This window comes from Sphingomonas flavescens, assembly GCF_030866745.1.
Classification (GTDB): Bacteria; Pseudomonadota; Alphaproteobacteria; order Sphingomonadales; family Sphingomonadaceae; genus Sphingomicrobium; species Sphingomicrobium flavescens.
Map to the genome: position 1 here is coordinate 1,487,063 of NZ_CP133016.1, position 14,028 is coordinate 1,501,090.

Sequence of the window (14,028 nt, forward strand, 5' to 3'; positions counted from 1 at the left end):
TAGCTCCTTTGCGCCGTGCAACGGCTCAGGCGCCAAAGAGTTCGAGCTGCTTCTCGCGCGGCGCGATGAGACTCTTCAGATTCAGGCGGTCGACCAGCACCGTCGGCCGCCAATCGGTGGTGACAATGAACGGCCGGACTTTGGTGATCGACAGGGTCAGGCGGCCCACGTCGTCGAGGGCCAGCTTCCGCCAGCGCCGCGATTGCAGGATTCGGCTGACGGCCTTGGTGCCGAGCCCCGGAACACGCAGCAGCATCTCCTTCGGCGCTCGGTTGATGTCGACGGGGAAGCTTTCGCGATATTTCAGTGCCCAAGCCAGCTTCGGATCGATGTCGAGCGGGAGCATGCCCTGCTCATCGGTCGCGCTTTGCACCTCCTTCGGCGCAAAGCCGTAAAAGCGCATTAGCCAGTCCGACTGGTAGAGCCGGTGTTCGCGCATCAGTGGCGGGCGTTTCAGCGGTAGCACCGCGCTGGCGTCGGGGATCGGCGAGAAGGCCGAATAATAAACACGGCGCAGCGCAAAGCGGTCGTACAGCGTGCTCGCCTTGCCGACGATGTCCGCGTCGCTCGCGGCATCGGCGCCGACAATCATCTGCGTCGACTGGCCCGCGGGCGCGAACTTGGGCGCAGAGCGATATTTACGGGTCGCATCCCTCGCGTCGACGATCGACGACTTCATGTCGCTCATCGCCCCTTCGATCTGCCCAGCATTCTTTTCCGGCGCGAGATTGGTGAGACCGCTAACGGTCGGCAATTCGACATTGATCGATACGCGGTCGGCGTGGATGCCCGCCTGCCGCACCAGTTCCGCGTCCGCGTCGGGGATCGTCTTGAGATGGATGTAGCCGCGGAAATCGTGGTCCTCGCGCAGGCTGCGCGCGACCTCGACGATCTGTTCCATCGTGTAGTTGGACGAACGGATGATGCCGGAAGAGAGAAACAGTCCCTCAATGTAATTGCGCTTGTAGAAAGCGAGCGTCAGGCGAACCACTTCCTCCGCCGTGAAGCGCGCGCGGCGGACGTTCGAGCTCTTGCGATTGATGCAATAGGCGCAGTCAAAAATGCAACTGTTGGTCAGCAGGATCTTGAGCAACGAAATGCAGCGACCGTCGGGCGCATAGGCGTGGCAAATGCCCATACCCTCGGTCGAGCCGATGCCTTTGCCGCCGCGGCTGTCACGCTTGGACGTGCCGCTCGACGCGCACGAAGCATCGTACTTTGCCGCATCGGCGAGAATCGCGAGCTTGGCCTGAACATCCAACTGAGCCACGAGTTCTCAATATGTTCCAAATATTCTCCTGTCCATACAGGTGTTTAGCGATACGCCGAACCGGCGCTTGCGAGCGGTCGGCGCCAGTCCTACCAACGTCGCCATGAGCAAGCCCGCCCTCCGCCTCGCCATCTCCATCCTCCCCTTGCTGTCGCTGGCCGCCGCGCCGCCGCCTGCACGCGTCACCCCGATGACGCCGGACGTCGTCGCCAAGTACGAACCGATGCTGCCGGAAGCCGATTTCGTGAAGCGCGTCGCGATGGTCCCGATGCGCGACGGCACCAAGCTCTACACCGTCATCGTCATGAAGAAGGGCACGCAGAACGGTCCGATCCTGCTCTCGCGGACGCCTTACGACGCGAAGGGAAGCATGAGCCGCAGCGCGAGCCAGTCGGTCGTCGACACGCTACCCATTATGTACAAGGAGTTCGTCAACGACGGCTACATTATCGTCCAGCAGGACATTCGCGGACTGCACAATTCGGAAGGGCAGTTCGTGATGAACCGCCCGATCGTCGGACCGCTCAACAATACCGGCATCGACGAAAGCACCGATGCCTATGACGCGATCGACTGGCTGGTGAAGAACGTGCCGGAGTCGAACGGCAAGGTCGGCACGATCGGTTCCTCCTATCTCGGGTTCCTGACGCTCGCGTCGGAGATCAATCCGCACCCAGCGCTAAAGGCGGCGGTGCCGCAGAGCCCGATGGTCGACGGGTGGATGGGCGATGACTGGTTCCACAACGGCGCTTTCCGCACCGGCAGCCTGGACTTCGCCGTGTCGCAGAGCACGGCGAAGGCCGAGGGCAAGGGCATCGCGCGCGGGCCGGGCGACGATTATTCCTATTACCTGCAGGCCGGATCGATGGGCGACCTCGCCCGCCACCTCGGCATCGAACATTATCCGTTCGTCCAGAAGCTGTTCCAGAACCCGGCCTACACCGAATTCTGGTCGGGTCAGGCGGTCGACAAGTGGCTCGCCGCGCGGCCGCTGACGGTGCCGACCCTGATCGAAGTGGGTCAGTGGGATCAGGAAGACAGCTACGGCGGGCCGGCGGTCTACAAGGCACTGAAGGCCAAATATGAGGGCAGCGGCCTGCTTCACCTGGCGATCGGCCCGTGGCGGCACTCGGGCGCCAACCATTACGGCTATGATCTCGGCGACATTACCTTCACCGGCGATACCGCGTTGGAGTGGCGCCAGAAGTGGGTGAAGCCCTTCTTCGACCATTATCTAAAGGGCGCCCCCGATCCGCAGACGCCGAACGCGCTAACCTACGCAACCGGGATCAACGAGTGGCAGGCGAGCCCGCGCTGGCCGATGGGCACGCAGACGCCGCTGTACCTGACGGGCAACGGCACTGCGGGCTTCGAACGGCCAACGGTCGCGGGCCGCGACGATTACATCTCCGATCCCGCCAATCCTGTGCCCTATTTGCCGCGGCCCATCGGCGGCGCGCAGTGGAAGTCATGGCTCGTGCAGGACCAGAGGTTCGTCACCAACCGCCCTGACGTCATCAGCTATACGACGGCACCGTTGACCAAGTCGGTGCACATCATGGGCGCTCCGCAAGTCGAGCTTTACGCGGCCACGAGCGGCACCGACAGCGACTGGGTGGTCAAGCTGATCGATGTCTATCCCAACGAAACGCCGGAGGGCGCGTCGCAGGGATCGAAGCAGGACATGTCCGGCTTCGAGCTGCCGATCGGGATCGAGATTTTCCGCGGCCGCTATGTCGACAGCTTCGCGAAGCCGCGCGCGCTGCGGGCAAACAAGGTCGAACATTACAGCTGGGGTCTGCCCAATGTGAACCACGTGTTCCTGCCGGGTCACAAGATCATGGTGCAGATCCAGTCGAGCTTGTTCCCGGTCTACGACCGCAACCCGCAAACCTTCGTCCCAAACATCTTCTACGCGAGGCAGGGCGACTACCGAAAGGCGACGCAGACCGTCTATCGCGGCGGCGCGACGGCCACCTCGGTGATGCTGCCCATCGTTCCCTAAGCGTCGACCGCCGCCGCCACCTTTCGCTTGATCTGCTGGGTCGGCGGATGGTGGATGGTGCGGTAGCGCGCCTCGATGATCGAATAGGCGCCGAAGAAAGCTAGGCCGGCCGCGATGGGGAACTGCAGCGGCCCGCGCAGCGCGTCCAGCGCCTGTTCAAGGCCGCCTGCGTCGGCAGCGCGGTGGCTCAGCGCAGCCTTGGCAAGCAGCCAGCCAACCGTAAGGAAGATAATGCCGCGCGCCGTGTAGCCGATGCGCCCGACCCAGCGCGCGAAGGGCTCGCTGGCAGCTTCGGACAGGTCATCTAGGAATGAGCAGCTCGCTGCCTTGTAAAATTGAACGACGCCCGCGCCGGCCAGAACGGCAGCGGCAATTCCGAGGGCTATATCCCCGGCCGGAAGGTGCAGCGCCGTGGCCGCGTTCTGATGGACGGAGGTTGTTTCGGCATAGTAGCCGAGCATGAACCGACACGCCTTCCAGGCGAGGTAAAGATAGATTGTCCCGCTGCCAGCGGCGGCAATGCGCTTCCGCCAGGCTTTGCCGTGGTGCCGGCCGCTGTCCATCCCGAAGGCGGCGTCGCACAGGCGCCAAGCGCCGTAACCCGCCATGCCGGCCGCAAGAAACACGAGTAGTCCGCGTCCAGCGCCGTGGCCCAAATACGCCATCGCTCCTGTGAGGTCCTCGGTGCGTCCGTTGACGATCACCAGCCAGGCGATGACGATGTAGAGAAGCCCGCGCATCACAAAGCCGAACCGCGCCAGCCATTGAAACTTCGTCTGGGCGGGCAGATCGTCGGTCACGGACGACAAATGCCGTGCGGGGTTGCGCGTTCCCGCCAACCCGTGCCGCGCTAGATTATTGCGGCGCTTGGTCGGCCTGATACTGCTCGCGGCTGTCCTTCTTCGCCCGATTGATTTCCTGGATCAGGCAGCCGGTCTGCCCGCCAGGTCCAACCGCCGAACAGCTGCCGACGCCCGTCGCGCCGACGGTCATCAGCGACTTCGATTTGTTCGCCCAGCTATTGCGCTCCTGCGGCGTGCCTTGCGGATTTTGCGATTGCGGCAGGCGGTAACGCTGGCTTTCCGGCGCGCGGATACAGATGGCATCGCGCGGGCACGGGTCATTGCCATAGATGGTGATCGACCGGTTGCCCGCCTGTGCCGTCGCAACGGTCGGAAATGCGGTCATGCCGACCAAGACGGTTGCAGCGCTAGCGGCGCCAAGCATCAGCCTTTTCATCATCTCAATCCTTTCAACGTTCCAGCGGCCGAGGCCTGCCGGAGTTCCTTAAATTCGCTTGGAAAGCCCGATCGCCACCTTGCAGCCAGCCCGGATCGCCGCAGTCAGCAGTGGGTAGCCGACCGCCTGAGCGGCGCCATTCTCCCGCGCAACGTCGCGATGCTCCAACTCCTCGGCCTGGAAATCGGCGATGTCGCTGGCAAGTTCGGGATCTTCGTCGCCAAGCTCACGCAGCTGCGCCGCATAATGCTTGTCGATTTCCGTCTCCACGGCATCGGTGCAGGCGAGCGCTGCTTTCTCCGACATCAAGGCCGTCGCGGCGCCGAGCGCAAAGCCGGCCACGTTCCAAATCGGCTGCAGCGCCGTTGGCCGAACGCGGCGCTCCGCCATCAGGTCATTGAAACGCTTGAGGTGGCGTTCTTCCTGCGCGGCCATGCGCGCGATCAACTTTGATTCCGGCGCGTTGCGGCGGAGCACAGCCAGCTGGCCCGCGTAAATGCGCGTCGCGCCATATTCACCAGCCTGGTCGACGCGCAGCATCGAGTCGCGATCGGCTTGGCGCTCGCCGGGCTTCCAGCCGCCGTTCACGCGCGGCGGCTCCGCAAGCTGAGGATGAGGATCGTCGCGGCACCACCAAGCGACAGGATGGCATTCCAGCCGGCCATCGAGATGCCAAGGAAACGAAATTGCACTTCGTCACACCGGACGATCGGCGCACGGCTGATCTGCTTGAGCAGGTCCGCGGCACTCAGGCCCCGGCCGGACGCGGTGCAGGTCGTCATGCCCTCGAAAATCTTAGCCTCGACGCCGGCATGATAAACACCAATGACGCCCGACACTGCGATCGCGAGCGCTGCTGCGAGCACGAAGAAGTGGGATCGGGACGAATTCACCGGCGCCGTGAAGGCGAGAGCCGCGAGCAGAATTGCGGCGCCGTGCGGCCAGCGCTGCCAGTAGCACATCTCGCACGGATGCAGTCCGCCCACATATTGCGAGAACAACGCACCGCCGAGGAGACCCACCGGGAGCAGAAGCGCGATCAGACGAGCCAGCGTCGCCGGGTCAAATCCTGCCGTGCCGCGGTTCGCGGCCAGAGCGTTCGCCATGCCGGACCTAGCGCGCGCCCTTGGCCGGGCCGGCCTGCGCGATCTTCGCCGTCGACGACAACCGCTTGATGGTGTTCAGCGCATAGTGAAGCTGGAAATCCTTGATGCCCTGCTTCTCAAGCGCCGCCGCCGTCATCATGAAGCGCGGATCGGGCGTGTCGTCCGCCTCGAGCAGCTTGTCGTCGACCTTGGACTGCGCCAGCAGGTGCCGGCGAAGGTCGGATTCGCGGATGACCTTGCGGCTCTTGTAATCAGGGTCGCTGAGCTGCGGCACGGGAATGTCCGGATCAATTCCGCCGGCCTGAACCGAGCGGCCTGAGGGCGTGTAGTAGCGCGCGGTCGTCAGCCGAAGCGCGGACTCGGGTCCAGTCTGGACGACCGTCTGTACCGATCCCTTGCCGAAGCTCTTCTCGCCCATGATCAGAGCCCGTCGGTGATCCTGCAGCGCACCGGCAACGATTTCCGACGCCGAGGCCGTACCGGCGTCCGTCAGCACCACGACAGGGAGGCCGTGCGCAAGATCGCCGGGGCGCGCGTAATAGCGCTCAATGTCGTCCTTCGTCCGGCCACGCTGCGAGACGATCTCGCCGCTGTCGAGGAAGTCGTCGGCGACGTCGACCGCCTGGTCGAGCAGACCGCCGGGGTTGGAACGAAGATCGATGACGTAGCCAAGCGGCTTGCCGCCCGTCGCCTTGTCGATGCCGACCAGCGCCGCCTTGGTCGCTTCCGCGACGTTGCCGGTGAAGGTGTTGATATTGATGTACCCGATGTTGTCCTTGATTTCCCACTTCACCGGATGAAGCTCGATCCGCTCGCGGGTCAAAGAGACATCGAGCGGCTTGTCGCGGCCCGGGCGGATGATCGTCAGCTTCACCTGCGTGCCAGGGTTGCCTTTCATCTTGGCGACCGCTTCGTCGAGCGTCAGGTTGTTGAGGAACTCGCCGTTGATGTGGGTGATGTAGTCGCCCGCCTTGATGCCGGCCTTCCACGCGGGTGTGTCCTCGGTCGGCGCGATGACCTTTACGACGCCATCTTCCATTGAGACCGTCAGGCCAAGCCCGCCATAATTGCCGTCGGTCGTCGCCTTGAGTTGATCGAAGTCATTCGCCTCGACGTAAGACGAGTGCGGGTCGAGCGCCTGAAGCATACCGTCGATCGCCCCCTTGATCAGTGTCTTGTCGTCGACCGGCTCGACATAGTTCGCCTTCACGCGCTCGTAGACGCTCATGAATTTCTCGAGCTCTTGGTAATTGGTCGTGTCCGCCGCCGCGAAGGAAGAGGCGGTCACGGGGATCAGGGCGAGCGCGCCGACAAGCGCGAGTGGCGGAAGATATTTGGCGTTGAAGTTCATCGGGTCGCGTCCTTGAGCCCAGCGGGCTGTTCTTCCTCGGTTTTTAGCCGCCTTTGACGGTCTTTGACAGGCTTTGAGATGAACCTGCGATGATGGCAGGCGACATTCGACGTCCGTTCTGGGACAATTCGACCTGTAGCGGTCCGAGCGCTCGTCCCACCGGTTGTCCTAGCGTCACGCGATCGCCGGCGCGAAGCGTCGAGCCGACGTTGACGATGAGGCTCAGCCAACCCGCGCCATGATCGATGATTAGCACTCCGTCATAATCGCGGAACGGGCCGGCAAACCGCACCGTCCCGGCGGCCGGCGCAGCCACAGGCGCTCCTCGCAAGGTAGCGAGCGTCAGCCCGCGTGACCGGACCCCGTTTTCATTCACCGCGGCAAGTCCCTCGGTAACAGGTGCGGAGGCCGGAAGCTGGTAGACGAACGGGAGGCGCTGCAGCGATCCCTCGGGGGCGAAGGGGCTCGGCGGAGCGGGAGGTTCTGATGCCAGCCGCCCCGCCACAGCCCGAATTGACTGACTGCTGGCCTGCTCGCCGCGCAATTTTTCGACCGTCTCCGTGGCCGCCATGGCGCTGTCGCCGGCGGTGAGGGCCTGGCCGCTGGTCGCCAAGGCCACCTGAATGCTCCGTCGTTCGAGGGCCGCATAACGACGGTGACGGGCAATAAGCTCACCGCGCGAACGCGCCAGTTCCTCTCGCGCGGCAAGCGCCGATTGCCGCATCCGCTCCCCTTCGGCGACTTCGCCGGACAGGCGTGCCGTTCGCTGGCGGATCACAGGCAAGGTCGCATCTAGCAATAGCCGCACGCGCACCAGTTCGTCGGTCCCGCCTTGGTCGGCGAGGAAGAGCAATGGCGGACGACGGGCCATGTTGGCCAGACCTGCAAGCAGCGACGCTACCGGCTGCTGTTCGGCGGACAGGCGCTGCCGGTAAGCGGCGACCATCGCGGAAGCGAGCTGAAGGCGAGCATTCGCGGCGGTTATCCGCGCTTCGGCGGCAGCAATTGCCTGGGCCGCCGCCGCTTGCTCCGCATGCAGTCGGGCAACATCCGTCTTCGCCTTTGACGCCGCCTGCTCCAGCTTGTCAGCATCAGCCTCGGCAGTGCGCTGCTCAAGCTCCGCGGCCTTCAAGGTTGCGTCGAGCGGTTGGGAAAGATCCTGGGCAAGTGCGCTCGCCGCCACGAAAGGACAGAGTAGCAAGGCGAGAAATGCGCGTTTCACGCGCTTATCCTTCGCGATGATAAGGATGGTTCGCAAGGATGGACGTGGCGCGAAACAATTGTTCGGCCAGCATGGCGCGCACCAGCAAGTGGGGCCAGGTCGCCTTACCGAACGACAGGAGAAGGTCGGCGGCCTCTCGCTCCACATTCCCATGTCCGTCGGCCGCACCGATCAGAAAGCGCGCCTCACGCTTGCCCCCGTCCCGCCAAACTTCGAGCTTTTTAGCGAGATCCATCGAGGATTGCGGCGTTCCACGTTCGTCGAGGACGATTAGGGCGCTGTTAGTGGGCAGGTCCGGCAGCTTGCCGCCCCGATCCGGCAACTCGGTCACCCTCGTCGGCCAGGCGATGCGCGCGAGATAGCGATCGACCAGCTCAGCCTCCGGAGATCGGCCGATCTTCCCGCGCGCAACGATGTGGAGCAGCACTACTTCTGGTAGGCGGGTGCGCCGAACGGCCAGGCGAGGACCGACTTGAAGCCGTCGTAGATGGCCCGCGCGGTCTCAGCGATGGTGCGCGGACGGTCGCTGCCGCCACGGGCGAAGATCGCGACCGCGACGCGGCGGCCATCGGGCAGGCTGATGAAGCCGATGTCGTCGCTCAATCCGTCCAGCGTGCCAGTCTTGTGCTCGACCACCGTGCCATTCGGGAGCAGCGCCCGCATGCGGTTCCGGCCGGTCTGGCACTGCGACATGAGGTCAAGCAAATAGTTACGGCTTTCGGGCTTGATCAGCTCTGCTTTGTAGATGCGCTTCAACAAGTCGACCATGGCCACCGGCGTGCTGGAATCGCGACGGTCCCACAGGTCGCGCTTTGAGCGCAACAGGTCGGCGATGTTGCGATCCACGCGCAGGCCCTTGACGCCGTTGTCCTGCAGCCAGTCGTGAACCGCCCGCGGGCCACCGAGATCGTTGAGCAGGATATCGGTCGCGCGATTGTCGCTGTGGATCAGCATCCGCTTCATCAGTGCACGCGCGGTCGTGCCGTTGATATTGTCGTCGAGCGACCGGCGGCCGTGATCGACCTGCGCCAGATAGAGCGCGGCGATCGCCACCTTGACCGTGCTGGCCATTGGGAACGGCGTGTTGCCTTTGATGCTGACGGTCTCGCCCGTGTTGAGGTCGAGGGCGGCAATGCCGACGTCGCTCGATTTGCCGGCCATCATGGCGGCCAACTGTTGTTCAAGATTGACGAGACTCGCACTCGAGGCCGCAGCCGCGGGCTGCGCGACCATCGCCAAAGCACCAACGAAAAATCCCAAGTACCGCATCTGCCCTAACCCCGTGCAGCGGCGCCCACGCCGGATTCATCACCAAATGCCCACATTCGTTCCAAATTGTAAAAATTTCGAACTTCGGGCCGGAAAATATGAACGATCACGTCGTCCGCATCAATCAGCACCCAGTCGGCCGCTGGAAGCCCCTCGACACGCACAATCCGTCCAAATTGCTGTTTGATCTTGTCCGCAAGCTTAACGGCCATCGACGCGACCTGCCGTGTCGACCGGCCCGATGCGATCACCATATGATCCGCGATGTTCGATTTGCCCGTCAGCGGGATCGACACAACCTCCTGCGCCTGATCGTCGTCGAGCGATTGAAGCACCAGCTTGTGGAGCTCTTCGACGCTCGCGGGCAGGCCGCCTGCGGTCTCCGCGGCGTCTTCAGATTGAGGTTCGGTCAAGTGGTCTCCTGGCCAACAGCGGCATGCCGAACCGATTGGCGCGGGTGCGCCCCGGCATTCGACGATACCAAGTAGGATCTTTCGCGCGGATGGCGGTAGCGGACATCGGGTCGGGCGGCAGGCGAAGGAAAAAGATCGCCGGTGCACTCCAGTCCGTCCACTTCCTGGCCTGGCCGGAAGGATGGACGAACCTTCGCAGCCAACCCATCGCGCGCGCCGCGTGGGCAGCCAAATCATAACCCGGGCGGCGAATCACCGCAATCGGCACTTCGCGGGCTAAGCCTCTCCAATCACGCCATTTGTGAAAATCTGGCAGAGTGTCGCTTCCGAGCAACCAGATGAATTGATGCTCGGGGTAGCGGCGCTTTAGGAGGCGCACCGTGTCAACGGTGTAGCGCGTGCGGTTCGTCTGCTCGAAGGCGCTCACGTGAATGGGGGCGCGGCGTGCCATCTGCTCAGCCGAGGCGAAGCGTTGGTCGAAGCTGGCCATGTCCTTGGCGCCTTCCTTCAACGGGTTTCCAGGCGAGACCAGCCACCACACGCCATCGAGCCCGAGCGTCTGGATCGCGCCGAGCGTGATGCGGCGGTGGGCCCGGTGCGCCGGATTAAAGGAACCGCCAAGGAGGCCGATGCGCGCCATGCCGGATGGCTAGCATGCGCCGCCAAGCGCGCATAATGTCGATGGCGGGGGTGAAGATGGACGGAATGGACGCGGTCGGCGATGCCGTGACAGGCGGGCTGCTTGCCCGCGCGGTCGAGCCATATGCCGGCGAGGCGGGCGCCGACGGTCACACCCACGAGAAAGCGTGCCTCAACTGCGGAACGGCGCTGACTGGCCCCTTCTGCTCGGCCTGCGGTCAAAAGGCGCACGTTCACCGCTCGGTGCGCGCCTTCTTCCAGGACCTCGTGGCGGGCATGTTCAATTTTGAGGGCAAAATCTGGCGTACGCTGCCGATGCTCGCCTGGTGCCCTGGCCTGATGACGCGCCGCTACATAGCCGGCGAGCGAGCGCGCTTCATCTCTCCGGTCGCGCTCTACCTCTTCACCGTCTTCCTGATGTTCGCGACCCTCAACTTCACGGGCGCACTCGGAGAAACCAATATCGGCAACCCGAAAGAGCGGCTGCGGACTGCCATCACTGAAGACCAGCAGCAGCTCGCCCGTATTGAGACGCGGCGACAGGAAGCTGCGGGGCGAGGGGAATCGACGGCCGCGCTCGACAGCCGGATCGCCAAGAAAAAGGCGGATATCGCAGAGGAACAGAAGCTCCTCGCCAATGGTGCGCTTGCCATCGCCGACGACAGTGATGCGAACGGCGCCCCCGAGTGGCTTCGGCCCTTCATCAAGAATGTGAAGGAGAACCCGGACATGGTCTCGATGAAGATCCAGGACGCAGCATCCAAGTATAGCTGGATGCTGATCCCGCTATCGGTGCCCTTTATGTGGCTGCTGTTCCCGTTCAGCCGCCGCTTCAACACCTACGACCACACGGTGTTCGTCACTTATTCCCTGTCATTCATGATGATGCTGGTGATCGTCGCCGGTTTGCTGGTCGCAATCGGATGGTCGGGATGGGCAGCGATGCTGTTCTTCGTGCCGCCCTTCCACATGTACCGGCACCTCAAGCAGACGTATCAGCTCGGCAGGGCAAGCGCGCTGCTGCGCACGTCGGCGCTGGTCACCTTCGCGTTCATCGCCGCTGGCCTCTTCGCCGCGGCGACCGTCGCGATCGGAGCAATGTAGCTACTTCCTGCAGGGATATTTGGCGATGAGGATGCGAGTCGTCGCCTCGGTCATGTCGATCCGCGCGCGTTCGGCGGCGGGGATCGCGGCCAGGCGCTGCATATATTCGTCCGAGCCCATCTGTCTTTTGCCCGGCGGCGGGCAGAAGCGGGTCGGCCTGCCGGCCTTCTTGTCGGCATCGTAAGCGGCGCCGGCGGCTTTCCCGGATGCCTGCCCTTCGTTCATCAACGCCTTGATCTCGCCGCCAGAGAAGATTGCCAGCGGCCCCTTCTTCTTGAGCGCGGTCGCGCGCTTATAGAAAGTCTGGGCATTCATCGACTGGGCAACGGCCGCGGATGAAAATGTAAGCAACGCAACGCCGAGTACCATGGAACGCATGAACGAACTCCCCTTCGAGCAACGCTAGCTCGAAGAGGAATTCGGATGAATGCGGTATTAAGCGCCGGCGGTGGCGGGACCGCCGATCGCCGACGGGCGCTTGGCCTTCGGGATCGAGGAGCCGGCGACGGGGATCGCGGGACCCTTGCTGCCGCCGCGGTCGATGCTTTCGCCTTCGACCACCTTCTTGATCTCGTCACCCGATAGCGTCTCATATTCGAGCAGCGCCTGCGCGAGCTTTTCGAGCTGGTCGCGGTGTTCGTCGAGCAGGTGCTTCGCGCGGTTGTAGCCGTTCTCGACGACGTCGCGGATTTCCTTGTCGATCAGCTGCGCCGTCTCGTTCGACATCTGGCGCGAGCGGTTCACCGAATAGCCCAAGAAAACTTCCTCTTCCGGCTCGGCGTACTGCAGCGGGCCGAGCGCATCGGACATGCCCCAGCGGGTCACCATGTCGCGGGCGAGCGTGGTGGCGTACTGGATGTCGGAAGACGCGCCGGAAGAGACCTTGTCGTAGCCGAAGATGACTTCCTCGGCGACACGGCCGCCCATGGCGACGGCAAGGTTCGCGTACATTTTGTCGCGATGGTAGCTGTAGCTGTCGCGTTCCGGCAGGCGCATGACCATGCCGAGCGCGCGGCCGCGCGGGATGATGGTCGCCTTGTGGATCGGGTCCGACGCCGGCTCGTGAAGCGCGACGATCGCGTGGCCGGCCTCGTGATAGGCGGTCATGCGCTTTTCGTCCTCGGTCATGACCATCGAGCGGCGCTCGGTACCCATCATGACCTTGTCCTTGGCCTCTTCGAACTCGCTCATCGCGACGAGGCGCTTGCCCTTGCGGGCGGCGAGCAGCGCGGCCTCGTTGACGAGGTTGGCGAGGTCGGCACCCGAGAAGCCCGGAGTACCGCGCGCGATGACCCGCGCGTCGACGTCGGGCGCCAGCGGCACCTTCTTCATGTGGACGGCGAGGATCTGCTCGCGGCCGTCGATGTCGGGACGTGGGACGACCACCTGGCGATCGAAGCGGCCCGGGCGCAGCAGCGCCGGGTCGAGCACGTCCGGACGGTTGGTCGCGGCGACGATGATGATGCCGTCGTTCGCTTCGAAGCCGTCCATTTCGACCAGCAGCTGATTGAGAGTCTGCTCGCGCTCGTCGTTGCCGTTGCCGAGACCGGCGCCGCGATGACGGCCGACGGCGTCGATTTCGTCGATGAAGACGATGCATGGCGCCGACTTCTTGGCCTGGTCGAACATGTCGCGGACGCGGCTGGCGCCGACGCCGACGAACATCTCGACGAAGTCCGAACCGGAAATGGTGAAGAACGGGACGCCCGCCTCACCCGCGATCGCGCGGGCGAGCAGGGTCTTGCCGGTACCCGGCGAGCCGACCAGCAGCGCGCCCTTGGGAATTTTGCCGCCGAGCCGCGCAAACTTGCTTGGGTCCTTGAGGTACTCGACGATTTCCTGAAGCTCTTCGCGCGCTTCGTCGATGCCGGCGACGTCGGCGAAGGTCACGCGGCCTTCCTTCTGCGTCAGCATCCGGGCACGGCTCTTGCCGAAACCCATCGCGCCCGAGCCCGCGTTCTTCTGCATCTGGCGCATCACGAAAAAGCTGATGCCGAGGATGAGGAGGAACGGCAGCGAATTATAGAGCATGTACAGCCAGATGGAGGATTGCTCCTCGGCCTTGACCTGAACCGCAACGCCCTTGGCGATCAGCTTGTCCGAAACATTGGCATCGCCCGGCGCGATCGTGTGGAAATCTTCACCGCTCGACATCTTGCCGGCGATCGTGCTGTTGCCGCCACCAGCCGGGCTGGCGATCGTCACCGTCCGGACATTGCCTTCATCGACCTGACGGACGAACTCGGAGTAAGGAATGGCCTGCCCAGCCGCGGCCGTGCGCGAGCCGCCGTCGATCATTTGCACGAAGATAACCAGCGCGAGGAGGACGCCTGCCCAGATGAGCAAGCTCTTGGTCCAGGGGTTGCCGGGCTTCTTGTCTTTGTCGTTCATCGCGATCTCTCGAGGCGGA

General features: G+C 63.8%; 15 protein-coding genes. 2 read left to right on the forward strand and 13 right to left on the reverse strand.

What is annotated here, in order from left to right:
* Window positions 1-25: 25 nt before the first annotated feature.
* Window positions 26-1,270: a putative DNA modification/repair radical SAM protein gene (locus QU596_RS07650; protein ID WP_308514647.1), complete on the reverse strand. Its 1,245-nt coding sequence runs from the start codon at window positions 1,268-1,270 to the stop codon at window positions 26-28.
* Between the two features lie 103 nt (window positions 1,271-1,373).
* Here QU596_RS07650 and QU596_RS07655 point away from each other — a divergent pair, with 103 nt between their 5' ends.
* Window positions 1,374-3,275: a CocE/NonD family hydrolase gene (locus QU596_RS07655; RefSeq protein ID WP_308514649.1), complete on the forward strand. Its 1,902-nt coding sequence runs from the start codon at window positions 1,374-1,376 to the stop codon at window positions 3,273-3,275.
* On the opposite strand, the gene QU596_RS07660 is transcribed toward QU596_RS07655, so the two are convergent.
* Genes QU596_RS07660 through QU596_RS07705 form a run of 10 tightly spaced genes read right to left on the reverse strand, consistent with a single transcriptional unit; the run spans window position 3,272 to window position 10,515 of the window.
* Window positions 3,272-4,075, reverse strand: coding sequence for a DUF1206 domain-containing protein (locus tag QU596_RS07660; protein ID WP_308514651.1), 804 nt, complete (start codon window positions 4,073-4,075; stop codon window positions 3,272-3,274). The genes QU596_RS07655 and QU596_RS07660 overlap by 4 nt on opposite strands.
* A gap of 55 nt (window positions 4,076-4,130) precedes the next feature.
* Entirely contained in the window at window positions 4,131-4,517 is a 387-nt protein-coding gene (locus QU596_RS07665; protein ID WP_308514653.1) for a hypothetical protein, read from the reverse strand.
* Between the two features lie 45 nt (window positions 4,518-4,562).
* Window positions 4,563-5,054 (reverse strand): demethoxyubiquinone hydroxylase family protein, encoded by a 492-nt coding sequence (locus tag QU596_RS07670; RefSeq protein WP_308517958.1) that lies wholly within the window; start codon window positions 5,052-5,054, stop codon window positions 4,563-4,565.
* Between the two features lie 44 nt (window positions 5,055-5,098).
* On the reverse strand, window positions 5,099-5,620 hold the full coding sequence (locus QU596_RS07675; protein ID WP_308514654.1) for a disulfide bond formation protein B: 522 nt from the start codon (window positions 5,618-5,620) through the stop codon (window positions 5,099-5,101).
* A 7-nt stretch (window positions 5,621-5,627) separates the two neighbouring features.
* Window positions 5,628-6,971 (reverse strand): S41 family peptidase, encoded by a 1,344-nt coding sequence (locus QU596_RS07680; protein ID WP_308514656.1) that lies wholly within the window; start codon window positions 6,969-6,971, stop codon window positions 5,628-5,630.
* Window positions 6,972-7,014: 43 nt separating this feature from the next.
* A complete protein-coding gene (locus tag QU596_RS07685) occupies window positions 7,015-8,193 on the reverse strand; it encodes a murein hydrolase activator EnvC family protein (protein ID WP_308514658.1) in 1,179 nt (392 codons plus the stop codon).
* Window positions 8,194-8,197: 4 nt separating this feature from the next.
* Entirely contained in the window at window positions 8,198-8,620 is a 423-nt protein-coding gene (locus QU596_RS07690) for a 23S rRNA (pseudouridine(1915)-N(3))-methyltransferase RlmH (protein ID WP_308514659.1), read from the reverse strand.
* The gene (locus tag QU596_RS07695) at window positions 8,620-9,462 is read right to left on the reverse strand and encodes a serine hydrolase (protein ID WP_308514661.1); all 843 of its coding nucleotides are present in this window, start codon (window positions 9,460-9,462) and stop codon (window positions 8,620-8,622) included. The genes QU596_RS07690 and QU596_RS07695 overlap by 1 nt, the downstream gene beginning before the upstream one ends.
* Window positions 9,463-9,467: 5 nt before the next feature.
* On the reverse strand, window positions 9,468-9,875 hold the full coding sequence (rsfS, locus tag QU596_RS07700; RefSeq protein WP_308514663.1) for a ribosome silencing factor: 408 nt from the start codon (window positions 9,873-9,875) through the stop codon (window positions 9,468-9,470).
* Entirely contained in the window at window positions 9,856-10,515 is a 660-nt protein-coding gene (locus QU596_RS07705) for a nicotinate-nucleotide adenylyltransferase (RefSeq protein WP_308514665.1), read from the reverse strand. The genes rsfS and QU596_RS07705 overlap by 20 nt, the downstream gene beginning before the upstream one ends.
* A 41-nt stretch (window positions 10,516-10,556) precedes the next feature.
* On the opposite strand from QU596_RS07705, the gene QU596_RS07710 reads away from it, so the two are divergent.
* Complete coding sequence (locus tag QU596_RS07710; protein ID WP_308514666.1) at window positions 10,557-11,618, forward strand: DUF3667 domain-containing protein; 1,062 nt, start codon at window positions 10,557-10,559, stop codon at window positions 11,616-11,618.
* On the opposite strand, the gene QU596_RS07715 is transcribed toward QU596_RS07710, so the two are convergent.
* Window positions 11,619-11,996 (reverse strand): hypothetical protein, encoded by a 378-nt coding sequence (locus tag QU596_RS07715; RefSeq protein ID WP_308514668.1) that lies wholly within the window; start codon window positions 11,994-11,996, stop codon window positions 11,619-11,621.
* Window positions 11,997-12,053: 57 nt separating this feature from the next.
* Complete coding sequence (ftsH, locus tag QU596_RS07720) at window positions 12,054-14,009, reverse strand: ATP-dependent zinc metalloprotease FtsH (RefSeq protein ID WP_308514670.1); 1,956 nt, start codon at window positions 14,007-14,009, stop codon at window positions 12,054-12,056.
* Window positions 14,010-14,028 lie beyond the last annotated feature (19 nt).

Coding starts and splice junctions, on each gene's coding strand:
- QU596_RS07670 (WP_308517958.1), bottom strand. CDS start 5,054: ATGCTGCGCGTCGACCAGGCTGGTGAATATGGCGCGACGCGCATTTAC.
- QU596_RS07655 (WP_308514649.1), top strand. CDS start 1,374: ATGAGCAAGCCCGCCCTCCGCCTCGCCATCTCCATCCTCCCCTTGCTG.
- QU596_RS07715 (WP_308514668.1), bottom strand. CDS start 11,996: ATGCGTTCCATGGTACTCGGCGTTGCGTTGCTTACATTTTCATCCGCG.
- QU596_RS07695 (WP_308514661.1), bottom strand. CDS start 9,462: ATGCGGTACTTGGGATTTTTCGTTGGTGCTTTGGCGATGGTCGCGCAG.
- QU596_RS07710 (WP_308514666.1), top strand. CDS start 10,557: ATGGCGGGGGTGAAGATGGACGGAATGGACGCGGTCGGCGATGCCGTG.
- QU596_RS07665 (WP_308514653.1), bottom strand. CDS start 4,517: ATGATGAAAAGGCTGATGCTTGGCGCCGCTAGCGCTGCAACCGTCTTG.
- QU596_RS07675 (WP_308514654.1), bottom strand. CDS start 5,620: ATGGCGAACGCTCTGGCCGCGAACCGCGGCACGGCAGGATTTGACCCG.
- QU596_RS07680 (WP_308514656.1), bottom strand. CDS start 6,971: ATGAACTTCAACGCCAAATATCTTCCGCCACTCGCGCTTGTCGGCGCG.
- QU596_RS07705 (WP_308514665.1), bottom strand. CDS start 10,515: ATGGCGCGCATCGGCCTCCTTGGCGGTTCCTTTAATCCGGCGCACCGG.
- ftsH (WP_308514670.1), bottom strand. CDS start 14,009: ATGAACGACAAAGACAAGAAGCCCGGCAACCCCTGGACCAAGAGCTTG.